Source organism: Agromyces atrinae (genome assembly GCF_013407835.1).
Classification (GTDB): Bacteria; Actinomycetota; Actinomycetes; order Actinomycetales; family Microbacteriaceae; genus Agromyces; species Agromyces atrinae.
Window position 1 is genome coordinate 3,391,575 of the sequence record NZ_JACCBI010000001.1, and the last position, 22,738, is coordinate 3,414,312.

The following is a 22,738-nucleotide window of genomic DNA, read 5'->3' on the forward strand; positions in this document are numbered from 1 at the left end:
ACCAGACTAGCGAGGGGCTACGGCTTACCGCGCATGATGGCCTGCTTGACCTCGGCGATCGCCTTCGTCACCTCGATGCCACGCGGGCACGCCTCGGTGCAGTTGAAGGTCGTGCGGCAGCGCCACACGCCTTCCTTGTCGTTCAGGATGTCGAGGCGCACGTTGGCCGCATCGTCGCGCGAGTCGAAGATGAAGCGGTGCGCGTTGACGATCGCCGCCGGGCCGAAGTACTGGCCGTCGGTCCAGAAGACGGGGCACGACGAGGTGCACGCGGCGCACAGGATGCACTTCGTGGTGTCGTCGAAGATCTCACGCTTCGCGATCGACTGCACGCGCTCCTTGCCGGGCTCCGGCGTGGAGTTCGCGATGAGGAACGGCTGCACCTCGCGGTACGACGCGAAGAACGGCTCCATGTCGACGATGAGGTCCTTCTCGAGGGGCAGACCCTTGATCGCCTCGACGTAGATGGGCTTCGAGATGTCGAGGTCCTTGATGAGCGTCTTGCACGCGAGGCGGTTGCGGCCGTTGATGCGCATGGCGTCGGAGCCGCAGATGCCGTGGGCGCACGAGCGACGGAACGTGAGCGTGCCGTCCTGCTCCCACTTGATCTTGTGGAGGGCGTCGAGCACGCGGTCGGTCGAGTACATCTCGACGTCGAAGTCCTGCCAGCGCGGCTCGTCGTCGACCTCGGGGTCGAACCGGCGGATGATGAACGTCACGGTGAACGGAAGGATCGCGGCATCCGTCGTCGGGGCGTCGAGCGTAGCGGTGCTCACGTCAGTACTTCCTCTCCATCGGCTGGTAGCGCGTGATCGTGACCGGCTTCCAGTCGAGCCGGATGTGATCGGCGGCGTGCGACGAGTGTGCGTCGCCCGACAGATACGCCATCGTGTGCTTCATGTAGTTCTCGTCGTCGCGCTTCGGGAAGTCGTCACGCATGTGGCCGCCGCGGCTCTCGTCGCGGTTCGCCGCCGAGAAGACGACGACCTCGGCGAGATCGAGCAGGAAGCCGAGCTCGACGGCCTCGAGCAGGTCGGTGTTGAACCGCTTGCCCTTGTCTTGCACGGCGATGTTCTTGTAGCGCTCGCGCAGGCCCGCGATCACGTTCATGACGTGCGCGAGCGACTCGGCGGTGCGGAACACCTGGGCGCCCTTGTCCATCTCGTCCTGCAGCTCCTTGCGAATCGCGGCGATCCGCTCGGTGCCGGTCGAGGTGCGCAGGTGCTCGAGCAGGCCGCGGATCTCCGCGGTCGGGTCGTCCGGCAGCGGCACGAACTCGGCCGTCTGCACGTACTCGACGGCGTTCTTTCCGGCGCGCTTGCCGAAGACGTTGATGTCGAGGAGCGAGTTCGTTCCGAGACGGTTCGATCCGTGCACCGAGACGCACGCGCACTCGCCGGCGGCGTAGAGGCCGGGCACGACGGTCGTGTTGTCGCGGAGGACTTCGGCCGCGACGTTCGTCGGGATGCCGCCCATGGCGTAGTGCGCCGTCGGCATGACGGGGACGGGCTCGAAGACCGGGTCGACACCGAGGTAGGTGCGGGCGAACTCGGTGATGTCGGGGAGCTTCGTCTCGAGCACCTCGGCGCCGAGGTGCGTGCAGTCGAGCAGCACGTAGTCCTTGTGCGGGCCGGCACCGCGGCCCTCGGCGACCTCCTGCACCATGCAGCGCGAGACGATGTCGCGCGGCGCGAGGTCCTTGATGGTCGGGGCGTACCGCTCCATGAAGCGCTCGCCGCTCGCGTTGCGGAGGATCGCACCCTCACCGCGGGCACCCTCGGTGAGGAGGATGCCGAGGCCGGCGAGACCGGTCGGGTGGAACTGGAAGAACTCCATGTCCTCGAGCGGGAGGCCCTTGCGCCAGATGATGCCGACGCCGTCGCCCGTGAGGGTGTGCGCGTTCGACGTCGTCTTGTAGATCTTGCCGAAGCCGCCGGTCGCGAAGATGATCGCCTTGGCCTGGAAGACGTGCAGGTCGCCCGTGGCGAGGTCGTAGGCGACGACGCCCGAGGGCTGGTCGACGCCGTCGACCTCGGTCATGACGAGGTCGAGCACGTAGTACTCGTTGAAGAAGTTGATGCCGAGGCGGACGCAGTTCTGGAAGAGCGTCTGCAGGATCATGTGACCCGTGCGGTCGGCGGCGTAGCAGGCACGGCGGACGGGCGCCTTGCCGTGGTCACGCGTGTGACCGCCGAAGCGGCGCTGGTCGATCTTGCCCTCGGGTGTGCGGTTGAAGGGCAGGCCCATGTTCTCGAGGTCGATGACCGCGTCGATGGCCTCCTTCGCGAGGATCTCGGCCGCGTCCTGGTCGACGAGGTAGTCGCCGCCCTTGACGGTGTCGAAGGTGTGCCACTCCCAGCTGTCCTCCTCGACGTTCGCGAGGGCGGCAGCCATGCCGCCCTGAGCGGCACCCGTGTGGGAGCGCGTCGGGTACAGCTTCGAGATGACGGCGGTCTTCGCGCCGGGGCCGGCTTCGATCGCGGCACGCATGCCGGCACCGCCGGCGCCGACGATGACGACGTCGAACTGGTGGTAGTGGACTCCGTCGACGATCCGTACGTCGGCGTCGTTGTTCCAGGGGGACGGGGCGGCAGTCACAGTGCTCCTAGTCAAGCCGAGCAGAACGAGGGGAGCAGATCGGCGGGTGCTCCCACGGGGCAGGGCTCGAAGGTGAAGATGACGAGCGTGCCGAGGACGATGAGGACGACAGCGGATGCCAGGAGGGCACCCTTCAACACGGACTGGATGCGCCCGGGGTTGGTGTAGTCGTTGACGAGGGTGCGCATTCCGTTGGTGCCGTGGATCAGCGCGAGCCAGAGCAGGAGGCAATCCCACCACTGCCAGAACGGCTGGGCCCACTTGCCGCCGACGAATCCGAAGTCGATGGCCTTGACGCCTTCGCCGACCATGAGGTTCACGAAGAGGTGGCCGAAGATCAGCACCACGAGCACGACGCCCGAGGCGCGCATGTAGATCCAGCCCCACTTCTCCCAGTTGATCCCGCGCTTGCGGGCCGGGCGGATCGGAGCGCGGGGGGAGTCGATGGTTGTCGTCATGTCGCTCTCCTCTCCTAGTGGCTGAACACGTTGATCAGGTGGCGGGGGGTGAAGGCCAGCATCGTGACGACCCACAGGCCGATGACGATCCAGAACAGCAGCTTCTGATGGCGCGTCGCCCACGACCAGAAGTCGACGAGGATGATGCGCAGACCATTGAAGGCGTGGAAGACGATGGCGCCGACGAGGGCGACCTCACCGAGGCCCATGATGGGCGTCTGGTACGTGCCGATGACGGCGTTGTACGCCTCGGGGCTCACTCGCACGAGAGCCGTGTCGAGGATGTGGACGAGAAGGAAGAAGAAGATGGCGACGCCCGTGATGCGGTGAAGCACCCACGACCACATGCCTTCATTGCCCCGATAGAGCGTTCCGCCCGGTCGGTGCTTCTTCTTCGCCGTCCCGACGTTCGAATCGACCGATTCCGTCAGGGTTCCTGCCGGCGACTCTGGCATGAACAACCCTCCCTGGCTGTCGTGTACGCCCTGCGAAGAGAGGGCACTCTGAGCACGAGGCTCGATGCCGCTAGTCTATCTCCGCTCCGGGGCCCCTGCCGCTAAGGCAAACCTAAGTGTCTCGACGTCGAGACATCTCCCGATCGAGATCGAACGGATGACGCGGCCGGCGAGAGTTTCCACTGAGCGCGATGACGCGTCATCCGCCTCTCGGTAGTCTGGCCGCATGCCTAACGACCACGCGATCCCCGGTTTCTACGCGGTCATCCCGGCGGGCGGTGTCGGTTCGCGCCTGTGGCCGCTCTCCCGCGCCGATGCGCCGAAGTTCCTCCACGATCTCACCGGGTCGGGCCAGACCCTCCTCCGCGACACGTTCGACCGCCTCGCCCCGCTCTCGGGCGAGCAGCGGATCATGGTCGTCACGGGTCGCGCCCACCGCGGCGCCGTCGAGAGCCAGCTCCCCGCGCTCGAAGACCTGAACGTCGTGCTCGAGAGCGAACCGCGCGACTCGTCCGCCGCGATCGGACTCGCCGCGGCGATCCTCGAGCGACGCGAGCCGGGCGTCGTCATCGGCTCCTTCGCCGCCGACCACGTCATCACGGGTGCCGCACTCTTCCGCGAGGCCGTCGTCGAGGCCGTCGCCTCGGCCGAGGCCGGGTACATCGCGACGATCGGAATCCGCCCGACCGAACCCGCCGTCGGCTTCGGGTACATCCACTGCGGCGAGTCGCTCTCCATCGAGGGAGCGCCCCACGGACTCCTCGTCGAGTCGTTCGTCGAGAAGCCCGACCTCGCCACGGCCCGCACGTACGTCTCGGGTGGAGACCACCTGTGGAACGCCGGCATGTTCATCGCCCGCGCCTCCGTCATCCTCGAGGAACTCGGCCGCAACCGCCCCGAGCTCCTCGCGGGCCTCCTCGAACTCGCCGAGGCGTGGGACGATCCGGCGACGCGCGGCCCCGCGGTCGACCGCATCTGGCCGCGTCTCGAGAAGATCGCCATCGACTACTCCGTCGCCGAACCCGCCGCGGCCGCCGGTCGCCTCGTCGTCATCCCCGGTCTCTTCGGGTGGGACGACGTCGGAGACTTCGCATCCCTCGCGAAGCTCAACTCGCGCGGTCGGGCAAGCGACCTCGCCATCCTCGGCCGCGACGCCCGCGTGCTCTCCGACGCGTCGAGCGGCATCGTCGTGACGCAGACGAAGCGTGTCATCAGCCTCATCGGCGTGAAGGACATCGTGGTCGTCGACACCCCCGACGCCCTCCTCGTGACGACCGCCGAGCACGCCCAGCGGGTGAAGAGCGTCGTCGACGCCCTGAAGCTCAGCGGCTCGAGCGACGTGCTCTGACGAAAGGACCCCTCATGCTCACTCGTCATCTGGCCGCGACCGGCGTGCTCGCGGCATCCGTCCTCCTCGCCGGCTGCGCCGCCGCGCCCGACGCCGGCGGCGAGACCGCCGGCAGCGACTACTGCGCGCGCATGGTCACCAACTCGGGCGGTCTCGAGGACCGCTCGTTCAACCAGTCGAGCTGGGAGGGCCTCGAGGCGGCGAGCGACGAGTTCGGCATCGACGTGCGCGCGCTCGTCTCGACCAACGAGACCGACCTCGCGCCGAACGTGCAGCAGGCCGTCGAGAGCGGCTGCGAGTTCGTGCTGACCGTCGGGTGGGAGCTCGCCGACCCGACGACCGAGCAGGCCGCGGCGAACCCCGACGTGCACTTCGCGATCGTCGACGAGCTCGTCGAGGGCGAGAACATCAAGCCCATCGTGTTCGACACGGCGCAGGCGACCTTCCTCGCGGGCTACCTCGCCGCGGGTGTCACGCAGACCGGCGTCGTCGCGACGTTCGGCGGCGGCAACCAGCCGCCCGTCACCCTCTTCATGGACGGCTTCGTCGACGGCGTCGCCCACTACAACGAGGTGCACGGCACAGCCGTTCGTGTGCTCGGCTGGGACAAGGCCGCCCAGGACGGCACGTTCACGGGCGACTTCGAAGACATCAACAAGGGGAAGACGACGACCGAGGGCCTCATCGATCAGGGCGCCGACGTCATCCTCCCCGTCGCGGGGCAGGTCGGTGAAGGTGCCGCAGCGGCGGCCCTCGAGCGGAACGCCCTCGTGATCTGGGTCGACAACGACGGCTACGACACGCTCGACGCCTCGTTCCGTCCCGTCATCCTCACGAGCGTGCTGAAGAACACCCAGGACGCCGTCGTGCAGATCGTCGGCGACGACATCGACGGCACCTTCACGAACGAGCCCTTCATCGGAACGCTCGAGAACGAGGGAGTCGGGCTCGCCCCGTACCACGACCTCGCCGACCGGGTGAGCCCCGAGCTCCAGGCCGAGATCGACGGGGTGCGCTCCGAGATCATCGCGGGCACCATCGAGGTCACCTCCCCGAGCGCCCCCTAGCCCCGCGCCCCTGCGCCCCCGCGCCCCCGCACTTACCTTCCGTCTCGGCGTCACGACACGCTGGTTATCGACCCGATAACCAGCGTGTCGTGACGCCGAGACGAGGGGGTTGGGGTGAGGGAGGGGCGGCGGATGCGGCGGGTGAGCGTGTCGTGACCACGCGGTTGCTCATATGAGCAGAGATTTGTAACTTTTCGGTTTCGCGCTCGCTCGCGACCCTGTCACTCGCCGCAACTTTCTGTAACGTGACTTGCACTCTGGCCCCGTTTATAGAGGGCCTGCATCTTGGAGGTCACAGTGACGATCACGACCCGGAAGGCCGTCTTCAGCGGTCTCGCGACCTTGGGCGTTGCCGCGCTTCTCGCCGGCTGCGCCTCGGCACCCGAAGAAGGCGGCGGAAGCACCGATGGAGCCGCGGCTCCCGACTTCCTCCCCTGCATCGTCTCGGACTCGGGCGGATTCGACGACAAGTCGTTCAACCAGCTCGGCTACGAGGGTCTCGTCGAGGCCGCTGACGCACTCGGCGTCGACTACAAGCAGGTCGAGTCCGCGACCGAGACCGACTTCGCTCCGAATATCACGAGCCTCGTCGACCAGGGCTGCAACCTGATCGTCACCGTCGGCTTCCTCCTCGAAGAGGCGACCACCGAGGCTGCTGCGGCGAACCCCGATGTCGAGTTCACCATCATCGACTCGTCGATCGAGGGCGAGAACATCAAGCCGATCATCTTCGACACCGCCCAGGCGGCGTTCCTCGCCGGCTACGCGGCCGCGAGCTACTCGAAGACCGGCTCCGTCGGCACCTTCGGCGGCATGCAGATCCCGACCGTCACCATCTTCATGGACGGCTTCGCCGACGGCGTCGCGTACTTCAACGAGCAGAAGGGCACCGACGTCAAGGTCGTCGGCTGGGATGTCGCCAGCCAGACCGGTTCGTTCACCGGTGGCTTCGAGGCCAACGAGGTCGCCAAGAGCTCGGCTCAGGGCCTCATCGACCAGAACGTCGACGTGCTCCTGCCCGTCGGTGGACCGATCTTCCTGTCGGCGATCGAAGCCATCAAGGACTCGGGCAAGGACATCGCGATGATCGGTGTCGACGCCGACCTCGTCGAGACCAGCCCCGACAACGCGTCGCTCTTCCTCACCTCGATCCTCAAGCAGATGAAGGTCGGTGTCGCTGACGTCGTCACCGCTGCTGCCGGTGGCGAGTTCAGCAACGAGCCCTACGTCGGAACGCTCGAGAACGACGGCGTCGGAATCGCCCCGTTCCACGACTTCGAATCGAAGGTCGACCCGGCTCTCGCCGACGAGCTCGAGACGATCAAGGCCGGCATCGTCGACGGTTCGATCCCCGTCGAGTCGCCCTCGTCGCCCAAGTAGTCAGTAAGCACATCGCTGTGTCGCGGGGAGGCCGGGTTCGCCTGGCCTCCCCGTGGCGCGGTTAACCGCCACTCACCGTGCTCACCTGAGCACATGGACAACTTCCGAGCGACGACCCACCGGCAGCTGCACTTGTGAGCAGACCCACCGACATCGGCGCACCGCTCTTAGGATGGGGAGTATGAAGCTCGAACTTCGTGGAATCACCAAACGGTTCGGCGCTCTGGTCGCGAACGACCACATCGATCTCACCGTTGAGCCCGGAGAAATCCACTGCTTGCTCGGCGAGAACGGCGCCGGCAAGTCCACACTCATGAATGTGCTCTACGGCCTGTATCAGGCCGACGAGGGCGAGATCCTGCTCGACGACGTCGTCCAGCACTTCTCGGGCCCCGGCGACGCCATGGCGGCCGGCATCGGCATGGTGCACCAGCACTTCATGCTCATCCCCGTCTTCACCGTCGCCGAGAACGTCATGCTCGGTCATGAGGAGACCAAGGCGGGCGGTCGCCTCGACCTCGCCGCCGCGCGTCGCCACGTGATCGAGATCTCCGAGCGGTTCGGCTTCGACGTCGACCCGGACGCGCTCGTCGAAGATCTCCCCGTCGGCGTGCAGCAGCGCGTCGAGATCATCAAGGCCCTCTCGCGCGACGCCCGCGTGCTCGTCTTCGACGAGCCGACGGCCGTGCTGACGCCGCAGGAGACCGACGAGCTCATGGTCATCATGCGCCAGCTCCGCGAGTCGGGCACGGCGATCGTGTTCATCACGCACAAGCTGCGTGAGGTGCGCGAGGTCGCCGACCGCATCACCGTCATCCGTCTCGGCAAGGTCGTCGGCGAAGCCGCACCGACCGCGTCGAACTCCGACCTCGCATCCCTCATGGTGGGCCGCGCCGTCGAGCTCACCGTGCACAAGAACCCGCCGACGCTCGGCGACCGCGCTCTCATCGTCGAGAAGCTCTCGGTCATCGATCCGCTCGGCCAGATCGTCGTGAACGACGTCTCGTTCGACGTCCGCGGCGGCGAGATCCTCGCGATCGCGGGCGTGCAGGGCAACGGCCAGACCGAGCTGACCGAGGCGATCCTCGGCCTCCAGCCGCGCGTGCGCGGCACCGTCTCCCTCGACGGCGCGACCCTCACGGGCCTCAGCGTGCGGAAGGTGCTCGACGCCGGTGTCGGCTTCGTGCCCGAGGACCGCAAGGAGGACGGACTCGTCGGCGAGTTCACCATCGCCGAGAACCTCATGCTCGACCGCTCCGACTCGGCCCCCTTCGTGAAGGCGGGATCGCTGCAGTTGAGCTACCTCGCCCAGTTCGCCGAAGAGAAGGTGCGCGAGTTCGATGTGCGAGCGCAGGGCATCACGACGCCGGTCGGCCGACTCTCGGGCGGAAACCAGCAGAAGGTCGTGCTCGCGCGCGAGCTGAGCCGTGAACTGCGTCTCTTCGTCGCCGCCCAGCCCACGCGCGGTATCGACGTCGGCTCGATCGAGTTCGTGCACAAGCGCATCGTCGAGACGCGCGACTCGGGTGTTCCCGTGATCGTCGTCTCGACCGAGCTCGACGAGGTCGTCGCGCTCGCCGACCGCATCGCGGTCATGTACCGCGGCGCGATCGTCGGCATCGTGCCCGGCACCACCCCGCGCGACGTCCTCGGACTCATGATGGCCGGAGAACTCCCGGCGGGAACGGAGGTCGCCGCGTGAGCCAGGCGACGGCAGAAGCCCCCACCCCACGCCCGACACCTCCGGGTGAGGAGCCCTCGAGGTTCCAGTCGGCCTTCCGCGAGATCATCACGGGAAGCGCCGTCATCTCGGTGCTCGCCGTCGTGCTCGCGCTCCTCGTCGGCGCGATCCTCATCGCCATCACAGACACCGACGTCCAGAAGACGGCCGGCTACTTCTTCGCGCGGCCGGGCGACATGCTCGGCGCCATCTGGCAGTCGGTCTCCGGTGCGTACAGCGCTCTCTTCCAGGGCGCGATCTACAACTTCCGCCGCCCGGACTTCGCGACCGGCATCAAGCCGCTCACGGAGACGCTCACCTTCGCGACCCCGCTCATCGCGGCCGGTCTCGGCGTCGGCCTCGCGTTCCGCGCCGGCCTCTTCAACATCGGTGGTCGCGGCCAGATGCTCATCGCCGCGGCGTGCGCCGGTTACGTCGGCTTCGCGTGGAACCTGCCTCCCGTCATCCACCTCATCGTCGCCGTGCTCGCCGGACTTATCGGCGGTGCGATCTGGGGCGGCATCGTCGGACTCCTCAAGGCCCGCACCGGTGCCCACGAGGTCATCGTGACGATCATGCTGAACTACGTCGCGTTCTACCTGATCACCTTCCTGCTGCGCACCCCCGGTGCGCTCCAGGCGCCCGGCAGCAACAACCCCAAGACGCCGCCCATGCAGGAGACCGCGATCTTCCCCGACCTCCTCGGGCCGTCGTACAACCTGCACGCGGGCTTCCTCGTCGTCATCGCGGCGACGGTCTACGTCTGGTGGCTGCTCAGCCGCTCGAGCCTCGGCTTCAAGTTCCGCGCCGTCGGCGAGAACCCCAACGCTGCTCGTGTCGCCGGTATCAACGTCAAGAGCATGTACGTCTACGTCATGCTCATCTCGGGTGGCCTCGTCGGCCTCGCGGGCGTCAACCAGGTGCTCGGAACGGTCACGACGGGCTTCAGCTCCGGCATCGACGCCGGTGTCGGATTCGACGCCATCACGGTCGCTCTGCTCGGTCGCTCGAAGCCGTGGGGCATCTTCGTCGCCGGCATCCTCTTCGGTGCATTCAAGGCCGGCGGATTCGCGATGCAGGCCGCCGAGGGCGTGCCGATCGACATCGTGCTCGTCGTGCAGTCGCTCATCGTGCTCTTCATCGCCGCGCCGCCCCTCGTGCGTGCGATCTTCCGACTGCCGGCCCCGGGTTCGCGCCCGCGCCGAGCCGTCCCCAACGTGACGCAGGAGGTGACGGCCAAGTGAGCACCGCAACCGAACACCACCACGCCGACCAGCCCATCGTGCTCGAGAAGGCCGACGTCCGAAGCTGGAAGGCGCCGATCGCGCTCGCCATCTTCGCGTTCATCGGGTTCATCCTCTTCGTTCTCGTACCGGTCGCCGCCGACGCCGTCACGCGGTTCCGGCTCTCGACCGACAACGACTTCATCCAGCTGCCGCCGCTCGACCTGCCGTCGCGCACGACCGGCTACGTCATCACGGCGCTCCTCGTCGCGATCGCCGTCGTCGCCTTCCTCCTCGTGCGGTCGCGCCGGAAGACGCCGCTCTGGCTCATCTCGGTGTTCGCCCTGCTGCTCGTCGTCGGATTCCTGACGTGGGCGGCCGCGGGCGCGACGATCCCCGTGCCTGGTCTCCTCATCGGAACCGTCGCCCTGAGCGTGCCGCTCATCTTCGGTGCCCTCGGCGGAGTCATCTCCGAGCGCGTCGGTGTCGTCAACGTCGCGATCGAGGGTCAGCTGCTCGCGGGCGCGTTCGTCTCGGCGATGGTCGCCTCGATCACCGGCAACGCGTTCGTGGGTCTCGCCGCGGCGATGCTCGCCGGCATGCTCGTGTCCTTCGTGCTCGCCGCGTTCGCGATCAAGTACCTCGTCGACCAGGTCATCGTCGGTGTCGTGCTCAACGTGCTCGTCACGGGTCTCACGAGCTTCCTCTACTCGCAGGTGCTCACCGAGGACGCGGCGCTCCTCAACTCGCCGCCGCGCTTCGAGCGCATCAACATCCCGTTCCTGAGCGAGATCCCGATCATCGGACCGGTGCTCTTCCGGCAGACGATCATCATCTACCTCATGTACATCGCGGTCGCGCTCGTGTTCTTCGCGCTGTTCTACACGCGCTGGGGCCTCCGCCTCCGCGCCGTGGGCGAGCACCCGCAGGCCGCTGACACCGTCGGCATCAACGTCGGCCGCACGCGGTTCTGGAACGTCTCGCTCGCGGGTGCGATCGCCGGTCTCGGAGGTGCGTACTTCACGCTCGGCTCGGTCGGCGCGTTCAACAAGGAGATGACGGCGGGCGCCGGCTTCATCGCCCTCGCCGCGGTCATCTTCGGTCGCTGGGACCCGATCAAGGCGACGCTCGCTGCCCTGCTCTTCGGCTTCGCGTCGAGCCTGCAGAACGTGCTCGGAATCATCGGTTCTCCGGTGCCGAGCGAGTTCCTGCTCATGCTGCCGTACCTCGTCACGATCTTCGCGGTCGCGGGTCTCGTGGGTCTCAGTCGAGGCCCCGCGGCAGCCGGTAAACCGTACATAAAATCATGATCGGGGATGACGCATGAGCATCGATTGGGATGAACTGCGCGCCGCGGCGAACGACGCCATGAAGCTCGCCTACGTGCCGTACTCCAACTTCCCGGTGGGGGCCGCGGCGCTCGTCGACGACGGCCGCATCGTGAACGGCTGCAACGTCGAGAACGCGAGCTACGGGGTGACGCTCTGCGCCGAGTGCTCGCTCGTGTCGGCGCTCACGATGGGCGGCGGCGGAAAGCTCATCGCCTTCAGCTGCGTCGACGGGCACGGCAACGTGCTCATGCCGTGCGGCCGGTGCCGTCAGCTGCTCTACGAGCACTCGGCCGAGGGCATGCTCCTCGAGACCGTGTCGGGCATCAAGACGATCGACGAGGTGCTGCCCGACGCGTTCGGGCCCCGTCAGCTCGTCGAGTACCGCGACGCCTGAGGCGCCCGGGCCACGCCCTCTTTGTCGGAGCTTCGACGATTCGCAGGAGTCCCTCGTCGCAATCGCTCCGTTCCCTCGCCACGACTCCTGCACAGGAAGGACACCATGAGTATCGAAGCGTTCGACGTCGTCGACCTGATCCGCACCAAGCGAGACGGAGGCGCGCTCGAGACCGCCGAGATCGACTGGCTCGTCGATGCCTACACGCGCGGTTACGTCGCCGATGAGCAGATGTCGGCGATGACCATGGCGATCTTCCTGAACGGCATGGAGCGCCGCGAGATCCGCGACCTGACGATGGCGATGATCGCCTCGGGCGAGCGCATGGACTTCTCGGGCCTCGGCAAGCCGACGTCCGACAAGCACTCCACGGGTGGCGTGGGCGACAAGATCACGCTCCCGCTCATGCCTCTCGTCGCCTCGTTCGGCGTCGCGGTGCCGCAGCTCTCGGGTCGCGGACTCGGCCACACGGGCGGCACGCTCGACAAGCTCGAGTCGATCCCGGGCTGGCGCGCCGACCTCACGAACGAGGAGATGTTCGCGCAGCTGCGCGACGTGGGCGGCGTCATCTGCGCCGCGGGCGCAGGCCTCGCCCCCGCCGACAAGAAGCTCTACGCACTCCGCGACATCACGGGCACGGTCGAGGCGATCCCGCTCATCGCGTCGTCGATCATGTCGAAGAAGATCGCCGAGGGCACGAGCGCTCTCGTGCTCGACGTGAAGTTCGGCTCGGGCGCGTTCCTCAAGGACATCGAGCGCTCGCGCGAGCTCGCCCGCACGATGGTCGAGCTCGGTGAAGATGCCGGCGTCGCGACATCCGCCCTCCTCACCAACATGAACGTGCCGCTCGGCCTCACGATCGGCAACGCCAACGAGGTGCGCGAATCGGTCGAGGTGCTCGCCGGCGGTGGCCCCGCCGACGTGCGCGAGCTGACGCTCGCCCTCGCCCGCGAAATGCTCGCGCTCGCGGGAGTGACGGATGCCGATGTCGAGGGCGCTCTCGACGACGGCCGTGCCATGGACACGTGGCGGGCGTCGATCCATGCGCAGGGCGGCGACCCGGATGCCGCATTGCCCGTCGCACCCGAGACCCACACGGTCACGGCCGACCGTGACGGTGTGCTCGTCGAGCAGCACGCTCTGCCGTTCGGCATCGCCGCCTGGCGTCTCGGAGCCGGCCGCGCCCGCAAGCAGGACCCCGTCGTGCACTCGGCGGGAATCGACCTGCACAAGAAGCCGGGCGACACGGTGAAGGCCGGCGAGCCGCTCTTCACGCTGCACGCCGAGGACGCCGCTCGCTTCACGCGTGCTCTCGAATCGGTCGAGGGCGCGTGGCGCATCGGAGACGCCGGCGAGACCGTGCAGGACGGCGGCCCGCTGATCGCCGAGCGCATCGGTCGCTGACGGCCGCGTCGGCGTCTACCGGGGAGCGACGGCCTCCCAGGCCACGGTGACCTCGCCGAGGCGCCAGCGGCGCGCGTCGGCGAGGATCGGCCAGCCAGTCGACCGCAGTGACGCGATGGTCGCGATCCACCGCTGCGAGGGCGAGTAGACCGAGAGCGGTGCGTTGACGCGCCACGCCCGGTCGAGGTCGGTGAGGAACGCGTGCACACGCTCACCGGGCACGTTGCGGTGGATGAGCGCCTTCGGCAGGCGCTCGGCGACGACGGACGGCGCGTCGATGTTCGCGAGGCGGAGGCTCACCGTGAGGCTCTGCGGCCCCGATGCGTCGACCGCGACCCAGCTCGCGATACGCCCGATCTCGTCGCACGTCCCCTCGACGAGCAGCCCGCCGGGCTGCAGGCGGCTCGTCATGAGACGCCATGCTCCCGCGACATCCGATTCGTCGTACTGCCGTAGGACGTTGAAGGCGCGGATGACGGCGGGGCGCCGCCCGCCCGGGATCGAGACGTCGAACCCGCCGAGGGCGAACGAGACGGGGGAGTCGGCGGCGAAGGGCGTGAGTCCCGCTTGCACGCGCTCGAGCTGGGCCGTCGCCGTGGCGACGCGACCGGGTTCGATCTCGAGGCCGAGCACCGAGACGTCGGGTCGTGCCGAGCGCAGGCGTGCCGCGAGTTCGAAGGCCGTGACGCCGCTCGCGCCGTAGCCGAGGTCGACGACGAGGGGATCGGCGGCGGTCTGCAGTTCGGGCCGGTCGGCGATCCAGCGGTCGACGCGGCGGAGACGATTCGTGTTGGTCGTCCCGCGCGTGATCTGTCCCACCGGCATCCGAACATCCTCACCTCCGCTCGACCCCGTGCGCAATTCAGGTGCGGAGCGGCGAGTCGGGCGTCGCGCTGCGGCGCATCGGGTCACGACACGTGTTCGAACCTGAATTGCGAACCCGACTACCCTGGAGGCATGGCTTATACCCTCGTGCTGCTGCGTCACGGAAACAGTGACTGGAACCAGAAGAACCTCTTCACCGGATGGGTCGACGTGCGTCTGTCCGACCAGGGTGTCGGAGAGGCGAAGCGTGCCGGCGAGCTGCTCGCCGAGTCGGGCGTGCTGCCCGACGTGCTGCACACCTCGGTGCTCACCCGCGCGATCCAGACCGCGAACCTCGCCCTCGACGAGGCCGACCGCGCGTGGATCCCGGTCCGTCGCAGCTGGCGCCTCAACGAGCGTCACTACGGCGCCCTGCAGGGCCTCGACAAGGCCGAGACGCTCGAGAAGTACGGCCCCGAGCAGTTCCAGCTGTGGCGTCGCTCGTTCGACGTGCCGCCGCCCGTGCTGGCCGACGACGCCGAGTACTCGCAGGTCGGCGACCCGCGCTACGCCGACCTCGCCGACGGCGAGCTGCCGCGCACCGAGTGCCTCAAGGACGTCATCGACCGCATGATCCCGTACTGGACGTCGGACATCGTCCCCGACCTCGAGTCGGGCAAGACCGTGCTCGTGACCGCCCACGGCAACTCGCTCCGCGCCCTCGTCAAGCACCTCGACGGCATCAGCGACGACGACATCGCCGAGCTGAACATCCCGACCGGCATCCCGCTCGTCTACCGCCTCGGTGACGACTTCCTGCCGCTCGGCCCGGCCGAGTACCTCGACCCCGAGGCCGCCGCCGCCGGAGCGGCCGCTGTGGCCGCTCAGGGCAAGAAGTAGACCGAGACCCCGAAACGGCGGATGCCGCGAGCGAATCGCTCGCGGCATCCGCCGTTTTCCGTGGCTCGGGGATCAGACGTCTTCCGGCACCCAGTCGCCCGTGGCGAGGTACTGCACCTTCTTGGCGATCGAGACCGCGTGGTCGGCGAAACGCTCGTGGTAGCGGCTCGCGAGGGTCGCGTCGACCGTGTCGACGGCCTCGCCCTTCCAGGTCTCGCCGAGCACCTTGTCGAAGACCGAGAGGTGCAGCGCGTCGATCTTGTCGTCGTCGTTGCGGATCTCTTCGGCGAGCTCGATGTTCTCGGTGGTGACGAGTTCGGCGAGCTTCCGCGCGATCTCGACGTCGAGGCGGCCCATCTCGGCGAAGGTCGGGCGCAGTGACTTCGGCACGACCTTGTCGGGGAAACGGTAGCGCGCGAGCTGCGCGATGTGGGTCGACATGTCGCCCATGCGCTCGAGCGATGCGCTGATGCGCAGCGCGCTCACGACGATACGAAGATCGCGGGCGACGGGCGACTGACGAGCGAGGATCGTGATCGCGTGCTCATCGAGTGCCACCGCGAGGGCGTCGATGCGATAGTCGTCCTCGATGACCTCTTCGGCGAGACTGACGTTCGACTGGTTGAACGCCGTCGTCGCCTTCTCGATCGATTCCGCAACGAGGTTCGCGATCTCGACGAGTCGCTCCTGGACCTCGCGCAGTTCCTGCTGGAACACCTCACGCATGGATCGAATCCCTTCCTTGGTCGCGCGGACGCGAAGAACTCTCCGGCTCACCGACCTTCGGGAATCGTGGCCGGGAGAGGTTAACGGCAGGTGCCGATGACCTGAACAGTCTCTAAAGTAGCCCCGAGCAGAGGGGTAACGTCGAATCGTCGGCGCGCCGCGTTCTAGTCTGGTGCCATGGATCCCACGTGGTTGGTGCTGATCGCGCTGGCGCTCGGACTCGTGATCGGCGCGGGTTTCGTGGGATTGTTCCATCTCGCGGAGCGCCGGGGGGCCAGCGCCGCACGGGTCGTCAGCCCCACCGTGCCCGATGGCGTCGACCAGGTGCTCGATGCGCTCGAGTCGGCGGGAATCGTCATCGATCCGTCGAACAACGTGCTGAAGGCCTCTCCCGGTGCGCTCGCGATGGGGCTCGTCTGGAACGGCAACCTCGTGCACTCCGAACTCGTCGACATCGCCGGCGACGTGCGGCGCTCGGGGGAGTCGGTCACGCAGGACATCTCGCTCGGGCGCGGTCCATTCGGCGGTGACGCCCTCCTGCAACTGCACGTGCGCATCGCGCGACTCGGCACGCGTTTCATCATGATCCTCGCCGAGGACCGCACCGAGGCGCATCGCCTCGACGAGGTGCGCCGTGACTTCGTCGCGAACATCAGCCACGAGCTGAAGACCCCGATCGCGTCGGTGAGCCTTCTCGCCGAGGCCCTCGACCAGGCGGCCGACGAGCCGCCGATGGTGCGCCGCTTCGCGCACCGGCTCTCCTCGGAGTCGTCGCGCCTCGCGCGCATCACGAGCGAGATCATCGAACTCTCCCGGCTGCAGGCGCACGATGCGCTCCGCCCCGACGAGCTCATCGACGTCGACGACATCGTCGCGGCGGCGGTCGATCAGAACCGCATCGTCGCGGAGGCTCGCGGCATCGAGGTCGCCGTCAAGGCGAAGAGCAAGGCCCAGATCTACGGCGACCCGGCGCTCCTGCTCGTCGCGGTCAACAACCTCGTCTCGAATGCCGTGAGCTACTCGAACGACAACTCGCGCGTCGGCATCGGCGTGACGTGCGACAAGGGCATCGTCGAGATCGCCGTCATCGACCAGGGCATCGGCATCGTCGAGGACGACCTCGAGCGCATCTTCGAGCGCTTCTACCGCGTCGATCAGGCGCGCTCGCGCAACACCGGCGGGTCGGGCCTCGGCCTCAGCATCGTGAAGCACACGGTGCAGAACCACGGCGGCGAGGTGCGCGCGTGGTCACGACCGGGGCGCGGCTCGACGTTCGTCATCCGGTTGCCCGAGGCTCCCCAGCTCCCCGCCGACGAGCCGGCCACCGACCCGCTCCGCAGTACGACGGATGACTCGAGAGATCGTCTCTCCGCATCCAGCCCCCTCCCCGCCCGCGCATCGATCCCCGGAGACACCCCGTGACTCGCATCCTCCTCGTCGAAGACGAATCCGCACTGAGCGAGCCGCTCAGCTTCCTCCTCGAACGTGAGGGCTACGACGTCACGGTCGCGGAGGACGGTCCCAGTGCGCTCGCCGAGTTCGACCGCAGCGGCGCCGACCTCATCCTGCTCGACCTCATGCTCCCCGGCCTGCCGGGCACCGAGGTGTGCCGCGAGGTGCGCTCGCGCTCGAACGTGCCGATCATCATGCTCACGGCCAAGGACTCCGAGGTCGACATCGTCGTGGGGCTCGAACTCGGAGCGGACGACTACGTCACGAAGCCGTACTCGACGCGTGAGCTGCTCGCCCGCATCCGTGCGGTGCTGCGGCGTCGCGTCGAGGTCGAGGGCCTCGACGACAACATCCTCGACCACGGTCGCGTCGTCATGGACATCGAGCGGCACACGGTCGCCGTCGACGGTTCGGAGATCTCGATCCCGCTCAAGGAGTTCGAACTCCTCGAGCTGCTCATGCGGAACGCCGGGCGCGTGCTCACCCGCGGCCAGCTCATCGACCGGGTGTGGGGCAGCGACTACTTCGGCGACACGAAGACGCTCGACGTGCACATCAAGCGCATCCGCTCGCGCATCGAGGTCGCGCCGTCCGAGCCCGAACTTCTGGTGACCGTGCGCGGTCTCGGCTACCGCTTCGAGGCCTGAGGCCCGGCCCGTCTCGGCGGGTACGCGAAAGGCGCCGCGAACCGGGTTCGCGGCGCCTTCGGCGTGTCAGGGGCGTTCGATCAGGGAACGAACGCGCTGTACTCGGGCAGTCCGCCGTCGAGCACGGGAAGGGTGAGCTGCTCACCCGCGGAGTCGCCGGTCTGGAAGTAGACGGGCAGGAGCGAGCCGGGGATCGTGCCGATGCCCTCGAGCAGGATGGGCTCCTCTTCGCCGCCGAGGACGACGGTCGAGTTGCCGGGGACGTCGAGGGTGGAGGTCGTGCGGCCCGAGTCGCCCTCGAACTGGATGGCGAGCTCGGCGTCGTCGGCGCTCGTGTTGACGACCGTGAAGATGAGGTTGCCGTCGACGCCGTCGTCGCTCACGACGAGCGCGTTGCGCACGTCGAGCGGGCCGACGTTCGCGGAGAGGCCGTCGCTCGCGTCGTACTTCTCGGTGGTCGCCTGGTAGGTGACCATCGCGCATCCGCTTCCGCCGAGGGCGATTCCAAGGGCAAGAGCGACGGATGCCGCCAGGCGCAACTTCACAGGACCTCCAAGGCAAGAGCGGGAATCGGCCCGGGCGCGCGTGAGCGCGGTGACGAGCCGTGTCCGAGTTTAGCGCACGGCCCGGACGGTCGCCGTGCAGGGGAGCGAACCTTAGCACCAGATGCCTGTGGTATCCTAAACGTTGCTGAAGGGACAACTATTCATGCTTTTTGAGGTCGGCGAGACAGTCGTTTACCCCCACCACGGAGCCGCAACGATCGTTGAGGTGAAGAAGCGAGTCATCAAGGGCGAGGAGAAGCTCTACCTGAAGCTCAACGTCACGCAGGGCGATCTCGTCATCGAGGTCCCCGCTGAGAACGTCGACCTCGTCGGCGTCCGTGACGTCATCGGCAAGGAAGGCCTCGACAAGGTGTTCGAGGTGCTGCGCGCTCCCTTCACCGAGGAGCCGACCAACTGGTCGCGCCGATACAAGGCGAACCTCGAGAAGCTCGCCTCCGGCGATGTCATCAAGGTCTCCGAGGTCGTCCGCGACCTGTGGCGTCGTGACCAGGACCGCGGTCTCTCCGCCGGTGAGAAGCGCATGCTCGCGAAGGCTCGTCAGATCCTCATCTCCGAGCTCGCGCTCGCCGAGAAGACCGACGAAGAGCGCGCATCGACCGTGCTCGACGAGGTCCTCGCGTCCTGATTCCGCGGGCGGGCGGCCCTCACGGGCCGCGCCCTCGGTGTGGAACGCGCGCAGTATGAGTACCGTCGCCGTCGTCATCGTCGCCGCAGGCAGCGGTACCCGTCTGGGGCGCGCCGAGCCCAAGGCGTTCGTCGAACTCGGCGGCACGAGTCTCGTGGCGCGGGCGGTCCACACGGTCGCTCATCTCGATGAGCCCGTGCAGATCGTAGTCGTCGCGCCGGCCGCCGAGCTCGAGCGTGCTCGCGACGCGGCGCCCGGGGCGACCGTCGTCGCCGGTGGCGCCACGCGGCAGGAGTCGGTCGCGGCCGGACTGGCCGCGCTCGAACCCGCCGTCGAGATCGTGCTCGTGCACGACGCGGCGCGCCCGCTCGCACCCGCGCACCGCTTCACGGCCGTCATCGACGCCGTGCGCGAGCGTTCCGTCGGCATCGTGCCCGCTCTCGGCGTCACCGACACGGTCAAGCGCGTCGACGGTGTCGGCCGCGTGATCGAGACTCTCGATCGCACGGAGCTCGCCGCCATGCAGACGCCGCAGGGCTTCCCCCGCGCTCCGCTCGCGGCGGCGTACGCAGCGGCCGACCGCGAGTTCACCGACGATGCGGCGCTCGTCGCCGCTCACGGTCTCGACGTCGATGTCATTCCCGGCGACGAACGCTCCTTCAAGATCACGACGTCCGCCGACCTCGAGCGCGCTGCACTCCTCCTCGGCGGAGACCGTGCGCCGCGCATCGGCTTCGGCACCGACGTCCACGCCTTCGCCGACGGAGAAGAGCTCTGGCTCGCCGGCTTGCACTGGCCGGGCGAGCGCGGCCTCTCGGGTCACAGCGACGGCGATGTCGCGGCCCACGCCCTCTGTGACGCGCTGCTCGCCGCGGCGGGGCTCGGCGACGTCGGAGGCGTCTTCGGAACCGCCGACGAGCGGTTCGCCGGCGCGCACGGCGACGTCTTCCTCGCCGAGACGCGTCGTCTCGTCGAGGCCGCGGGCTTCCGCATCGGCAACGCGACCGTGCAGATCTGCGGCAACCGACCGAAACTCGCTCCCCGTCGGCTCGATGCCGAGCGGGTCCTGTCCGACGTGCTCGGTGCTCCCGTGAGCGTCTCGGCGACGACGACGGATTCACTCGGCTTCACCGGTCGCGGAGAGGGCGTCGCGGCATTCGCGAGCGCGCTCATCGTCGCGGTCGCCTGAGAGCGCCGCCGGTAGGCTGACGGAGTGACCGTGCGTATCTATGACTCGAAGGAACAGTCCCTTCGCGACTTCGTGCCCCTCACCGAGGGCCGGGTCGGCATCTACGTCTGCGGACCCACGGTGCAGTCGAGCCCGCACATCGGTCACCTGCGGAGTGCGCTCGTCTACGACATCCTCCGCCGTTGGCTCTCGTACCGCGGCTTCGCGGTGACCTTCGTCAGGAACGTCACCGACATCGACGACAAGATCCTCGTGAACGCGCAGGGCGACGAGGAGTGGTGGGCTCTCGCCTACCGTTTCGAACTCGAGTTCACGGCGGGCTACCAGAAGCTCGGCATCCTCGCGCCGACCTACGAGCCGCGCGCGACGGCGAGCATCCAGCAGATGCAGGACATCATCGCCCGCCTCATCGACCGCGGCCACGCGTACGCGGCGGCCGACGGTTCGGGCGACGTCTACTTCGACACGGCGAGCTGGCCCGCATACGGAGAACTGACGCACCAGAGCCGCGACAACATGGAGGCCGCGGCCGACGCCGACCCTCGGGGCAAGCGCGACCCCCGCGACTTCGCACTGTGGAAGGGCCACAAGGCCGACGAACCGACGTCCGCCGCGTGGGCCTCGCCGTGGGGCGACGGTCGCCCCGGCTGGCACATCGAGTGCTCCGCCATGGCGGCCCGCTACCTCGGCGACCACTTCGACATCCACGGCGGCGGTCTCGACCTGCGCTTCCCGCACCACGAGAACGAGCTCGCCCAGTCGAACGCGGCCGGCGACGCCTTCGCCAACTACTGGGTGCACAACGGCCTTGTGAACGTCGGCGGCCAGAAGATGTCGAAGTCGCTCGGCAACTCGGTCTTCGCCTCCGAACTGCTCGCCGCGGCACCGCCGATCGTCGTGCGCTACCTCCTGGGGTCGGCGCACTACCGCTCGACGCTCGACTACAACCCGGGCTCGCTCGTCGAGGCCGGAGCGGCGTTCGAGCGCATCACGGGCTTCCTCGAGCGGGTCGAACGACGCCTCGACGGCACCCGGTTCGCGGGCACGGGCGTGCACGAGGTGCCCGCCGACTTTGCCGAGGCGATGGATGACGACCTCGGCGTTCCCCAAGCGCTCGCCGTTCTCCACGACGCCGTCCGCGCCGGCAACAACGCACTCGACTCCGAGGACCTCCGCCTCGCGGCAGAGATCGAGGGTCACGTGCGTGCGATGGTCGCGATCCTCGGCCTCGACCCCTCCGCCCCCGAATGGTCGACGACGGATGACGCGGGTAGCCGCCACGTCCTCGACACCCTCATCACCCGGCTCATCGACGACCGCACGATCGCGCGCGAGTCGAAGGATTACGCAGCCGCCGACCGGATCCGCGCAGAACTCGCCGCGGCCGGCATCACCATCGAAGACACCTCGACCGGAACGCATTGGAGCCTGTCATGAAGGGCAGCAACGGAAAGGCGCAGGCGCGAGCCGGCGCTGTACGCAAGAAGACGAAGAACCCGCAGGTCGGTTCGGGAGGCCAGGGCCGCCAGGCCCTCGAGGGCAAGAAGCCGACGCCCAAGGCGGAAGACCGTCCGTACCACCCCGCGGGTAAGCGCAAGGCGGCCGCCGAGCGGTACGCCGCGGCCGGCGGTCGCGGCAACTCCCCGCAGAAGGGCTCGCCCCGTGGCGCATCGGGCGCCGCTCGACGCTCGAAGTCGGGCGACGAGTCCGAGATCGTGACGGGCCGCAACGCGGTCGTCGAGGCGCTGCGCGCGAAGATCCCCGCGACGACGCTCTACATCGCCGCGCGCATCGAGGTCGACGACCGTGTGCGCGAGGTGCTGAAGCTCGCGACGAACCGCGAGATCCCGATCCTCGAGGTTATGCGCCCCGAGCTCGATCGTCTCGCTGGAGAGGGCGGGGTGCACCAGGGGCTCGCGCTCAAGGTGCCCGCGTACGAGTACGCGCACCCGCTCGAGCTCCTCGACGAGGTCATCGATCGCGGCGAGACACCGCTCCTCGTCGCACTCGACGGCATCACCGACCCGCGTAACCTCGGTGCGATCATCCGCTCGACCGCCGCTTTCGGCGGCCAGGGCGTCATCGTGCCGCAGCGTCGCTCGGTCGGCCTCACGGCGTCGGCGTGGAAGACGTCGGCCGGAGCCGCGGCTCGCACGCCCGTCGCCATGGCCCCTAACCTCACCCAGACGCTCAAGGCGCTCAAGGAGCGCGGCGTCTTCGTGCTCGGCCTCGACGGCGGGGGTGACGTCGACCTTCCCGGTCTCGACTTCGCCGATCGCCCGATCGTCGTGGTCGTCGGCAGCGAGGGCAAGGGCCTGTCACGTCTCGTCACCGAGACGTGCGACGCCGTCGTGTCGATCCCGATCGAGTCGGTCGAGTCGCTCAACGCCGGTATCGCCGCGTCGGTGACCCTCTACGAGATCGCGAAGCTCCGCGCCGCGAAGTCCTAGA

The 22,738-nt window shown here is 68.2% G+C and carries 22 protein-coding genes; 15 read left to right on the plus strand and 7 right to left on the minus strand.

Annotated features, from left to right (window positions below; translation table 11 throughout):
* Nucleotides 1–17: 17 nt before the first annotated feature.
* The 4 genes from BJ972_RS15655 to sdhC are packed head-to-tail and all read right to left on the minus strand — an operon-like array spanning nt 18 to nt 3,511.
* Nucleotides 18–776 (minus strand): succinate dehydrogenase iron-sulfur subunit, encoded by a 759-nt coding sequence (locus BJ972_RS15655; RefSeq protein WP_129175537.1) that lies wholly within the window; start codon nt 774–776, stop codon nt 18–20.
* A gap of 1 nt (nt 777) precedes the next feature.
* The gene (sdhA, locus tag BJ972_RS15660; protein ID WP_129175539.1) at nt 778–2,598 is read right to left on the minus strand and encodes a succinate dehydrogenase flavoprotein subunit; all 1,821 of its coding nucleotides are present in this window, start codon (nt 2,596–2,598) and stop codon (nt 778–780) included.
* Between the two features lie 11 nt (nt 2,599–2,609).
* Nucleotides 2,610–3,056 carry a succinate dehydrogenase hydrophobic membrane anchor subunit gene (locus BJ972_RS15665; RefSeq protein WP_129175541.1) on the minus strand — a complete coding sequence of 149 codons (447 nt, stop codon included), beginning with the start codon at nt 3,054–3,056 and terminating at the stop codon, nt 2,610–2,612.
* A 14-nt stretch (nt 3,057–3,070) separates the two neighbouring features.
* Nucleotides 3,071–3,511, minus strand: a complete 441-nt coding sequence (sdhC, locus tag BJ972_RS15670) for a succinate dehydrogenase, cytochrome b556 subunit (protein ID WP_129175543.1) — start codon at nt 3,509–3,511, stop codon at nt 3,071–3,073.
* 226 nt (nt 3,512–3,737) lie between these two features.
* On the opposite strand from sdhC, the gene BJ972_RS15675 reads away from it, so the two are divergent.
* The 8 genes from BJ972_RS15675 to BJ972_RS15710 all read left to right on the plus strand — a co-directional run bounded on the left by BJ972_RS15675 (nt 3,738) and on the right by BJ972_RS15710 (nt 13,378).
* Nucleotides 3,738–4,859 carry a mannose-1-phosphate guanylyltransferase gene (locus BJ972_RS15675; RefSeq protein WP_129175545.1) on the plus strand — a complete coding sequence of 374 codons (1,122 nt, stop codon included), beginning with the start codon at nt 3,738–3,740 and terminating at the stop codon, nt 4,857–4,859.
* A gap of 14 nt (nt 4,860–4,873) precedes the next feature.
* Entirely contained in the window at nt 4,874–5,926 is a 1,053-nt protein-coding gene (locus BJ972_RS15680; RefSeq protein WP_129175547.1) for a BMP family lipoprotein, read from the plus strand.
* Between the two features lie 297 nt (nt 5,927–6,223).
* Complete coding sequence (locus BJ972_RS15685) at nt 6,224–7,306, plus strand: BMP family lipoprotein (protein WP_129175549.1); 1,083 nt, start codon at nt 6,224–6,226, stop codon at nt 7,304–7,306.
* Nucleotides 7,307–7,487: 181 nt separating this feature from the next.
* Nucleotides 7,488–9,008: an ABC transporter ATP-binding protein gene (locus tag BJ972_RS15690; RefSeq protein WP_129175551.1), complete on the plus strand. Its 1,521-nt coding sequence runs from the start codon at nt 7,488–7,490 to the stop codon at nt 9,006–9,008.
* A complete protein-coding gene (locus tag BJ972_RS15695) occupies nt 9,005–10,270 on the plus strand; it encodes an ABC transporter permease (RefSeq protein WP_129175553.1) in 1,266 nt (421 codons plus the stop codon). The genes BJ972_RS15690 and BJ972_RS15695 overlap by 4 nt, the downstream gene beginning before the upstream one ends.
* Nucleotides 10,267–11,559: an ABC transporter permease gene (locus BJ972_RS15700; protein ID WP_206736519.1), complete on the plus strand. Its 1,293-nt coding sequence runs from the start codon at nt 10,267–10,269 to the stop codon at nt 11,557–11,559. The genes BJ972_RS15695 and BJ972_RS15700 overlap by 4 nt, the downstream gene beginning before the upstream one ends.
* A 13-nt stretch (nt 11,560–11,572) precedes the next feature.
* The gene (locus tag BJ972_RS15705) at nt 11,573–11,974 is read left to right on the plus strand and encodes a cytidine deaminase (RefSeq protein WP_129175555.1); all 402 of its coding nucleotides are present in this window, start codon (nt 11,573–11,575) and stop codon (nt 11,972–11,974) included.
* Nucleotides 11,975–12,079: 105 nt separating this feature from the next.
* Complete coding sequence (locus tag BJ972_RS15710; protein ID WP_129175557.1) at nt 12,080–13,378, plus strand: thymidine phosphorylase; 1,299 nt, start codon at nt 12,080–12,082, stop codon at nt 13,376–13,378.
* 15 nt (nt 13,379–13,393) lie between these two features.
* Here the strand turns inward: BJ972_RS15710 and BJ972_RS15715 are convergent, their stop codons facing one another.
* Entirely contained in the window at nt 13,394–14,203 is an 810-nt protein-coding gene (locus tag BJ972_RS15715) for a class I SAM-dependent methyltransferase (RefSeq protein WP_129175559.1), read from the minus strand.
* A gap of 132 nt (nt 14,204–14,335) precedes the next feature.
* Here BJ972_RS15715 and BJ972_RS15720 point away from each other — a divergent pair, with 132 nt between their 5' ends.
* Entirely contained in the window at nt 14,336–15,082 is a 747-nt protein-coding gene (locus BJ972_RS15720; RefSeq protein ID WP_129175561.1) for a phosphoglyceromutase, read from the plus strand.
* A gap of 72 nt (nt 15,083–15,154) precedes the next feature.
* Here the strand turns inward: BJ972_RS15720 and phoU are convergent, their stop codons facing one another.
* A complete protein-coding gene (phoU, locus tag BJ972_RS15725) occupies nt 15,155–15,808 on the minus strand; it encodes a phosphate signaling complex protein PhoU (protein WP_129175563.1) in 654 nt (217 codons plus the stop codon).
* Nucleotides 15,809–15,985: 177 nt separating this feature from the next.
* On the opposite strand from phoU, the gene BJ972_RS15730 reads away from it, so the two are divergent.
* Nucleotides 15,986–17,230, plus strand: a complete 1,245-nt coding sequence (locus BJ972_RS15730; protein ID WP_129175565.1) for a sensor histidine kinase — start codon at nt 15,986–15,988, stop codon at nt 17,228–17,230.
* Nucleotides 17,227–17,907: a response regulator gene (locus BJ972_RS15735; RefSeq protein ID WP_129175567.1), complete on the plus strand. Its 681-nt coding sequence runs from the start codon at nt 17,227–17,229 to the stop codon at nt 17,905–17,907. The genes BJ972_RS15730 and BJ972_RS15735 overlap by 4 nt, the downstream gene beginning before the upstream one ends.
* 80 nt (nt 17,908–17,987) lie before the next feature.
* Here the strand turns inward: BJ972_RS15735 and BJ972_RS15740 are convergent, their stop codons facing one another.
* A complete protein-coding gene (locus tag BJ972_RS15740; protein WP_129175569.1) occupies nt 17,988–18,452 on the minus strand; it encodes a hypothetical protein in 465 nt (154 codons plus the stop codon).
* A 163-nt stretch (nt 18,453–18,615) separates the two neighbouring features.
* On the opposite strand from BJ972_RS15740, the gene BJ972_RS15745 reads away from it, so the two are divergent.
* The 4 genes from BJ972_RS15745 to rlmB are packed head-to-tail and all read left to right on the plus strand — an operon-like array spanning nt 18,616 to nt 22,737.
* Nucleotides 18,616–19,098: a CarD family transcriptional regulator gene (locus tag BJ972_RS15745; protein ID WP_129175571.1), complete on the plus strand. Its 483-nt coding sequence runs from the start codon at nt 18,616–18,618 to the stop codon at nt 19,096–19,098.
* A gap of 55 nt (nt 19,099–19,153) precedes the next feature.
* On the plus strand, nt 19,154–20,287 hold the full coding sequence (gene ispD, locus BJ972_RS15750) for a 2-C-methyl-D-erythritol 4-phosphate cytidylyltransferase (protein WP_129175573.1): 1,134 nt from the start codon (nt 19,154–19,156) through the stop codon (nt 20,285–20,287).
* Nucleotides 20,288–20,311: 24 nt separating this feature from the next.
* Nucleotides 20,312–21,724: a cysteine--tRNA ligase gene (cysS, locus tag BJ972_RS15755; protein WP_129175575.1), complete on the plus strand. Its 1,413-nt coding sequence runs from the start codon at nt 20,312–20,314 to the stop codon at nt 21,722–21,724.
* Nucleotides 21,721–22,737 (plus strand): 23S rRNA (guanosine(2251)-2'-O)-methyltransferase RlmB, encoded by a 1,017-nt coding sequence (rlmB, locus tag BJ972_RS15760; protein ID WP_129175577.1) that lies wholly within the window; start codon nt 21,721–21,723, stop codon nt 22,735–22,737. The genes cysS and rlmB overlap by 4 nt, the downstream gene beginning before the upstream one ends.
* Nucleotide 22,738: the final 1 nt, after the last annotated feature.

Coding starts and splice junctions, on each gene's coding strand:
- BJ972_RS15665 (WP_129175541.1), bottom strand. CDS start 3,056: ATGACGACAACCATCGACTCCCCCCGCGCTCCGATCCGCCCGGCCCGC.
- sdhC (WP_129175543.1), bottom strand. CDS start 3,511: ATGCCAGAGTCGCCGGCAGGAACCCTGACGGAATCGGTCGATTCGAAC.
- BJ972_RS15675 (WP_129175545.1), top strand. CDS start 3,738: ATGCCTAACGACCACGCGATCCCCGGTTTCTACGCGGTCATCCCGGCG.
- BJ972_RS15680 (WP_129175547.1), top strand. CDS start 4,874: ATGCTCACTCGTCATCTGGCCGCGACCGGCGTGCTCGCGGCATCCGTC.
- BJ972_RS15690 (WP_129175551.1), top strand. CDS start 7,488: ATGAAGCTCGAACTTCGTGGAATCACCAAACGGTTCGGCGCTCTGGTC.
- BJ972_RS15705 (WP_129175555.1), top strand. CDS start 11,573: ATGAGCATCGATTGGGATGAACTGCGCGCCGCGGCGAACGACGCCATG.
- BJ972_RS15710 (WP_129175557.1), top strand. CDS start 12,080: ATGAGTATCGAAGCGTTCGACGTCGTCGACCTGATCCGCACCAAGCGA.
- BJ972_RS15715 (WP_129175559.1), bottom strand. CDS start 14,203: ATGCCGGTGGGACAGATCACGCGCGGGACGACCAACACGAATCGTCTC.
- BJ972_RS15720 (WP_129175561.1), top strand. CDS start 14,336: ATGGCTTATACCCTCGTGCTGCTGCGTCACGGAAACAGTGACTGGAAC.
- phoU (WP_129175563.1), bottom strand. CDS start 15,808: ATGCGTGAGGTGTTCCAGCAGGAACTGCGCGAGGTCCAGGAGCGACTC.
- BJ972_RS15730 (WP_129175565.1), top strand. CDS start 15,986: ATGGATCCCACGTGGTTGGTGCTGATCGCGCTGGCGCTCGGACTCGTG.
- BJ972_RS15745 (WP_129175571.1), top strand. CDS start 18,616: ATGCTTTTTGAGGTCGGCGAGACAGTCGTTTACCCCCACCACGGAGCC.
- ispD (WP_129175573.1), top strand. CDS start 19,154: ATGAGTACCGTCGCCGTCGTCATCGTCGCCGCAGGCAGCGGTACCCGT.
- rlmB (WP_129175577.1), top strand. CDS start 21,721: ATGAAGGGCAGCAACGGAAAGGCGCAGGCGCGAGCCGGCGCTGTACGC.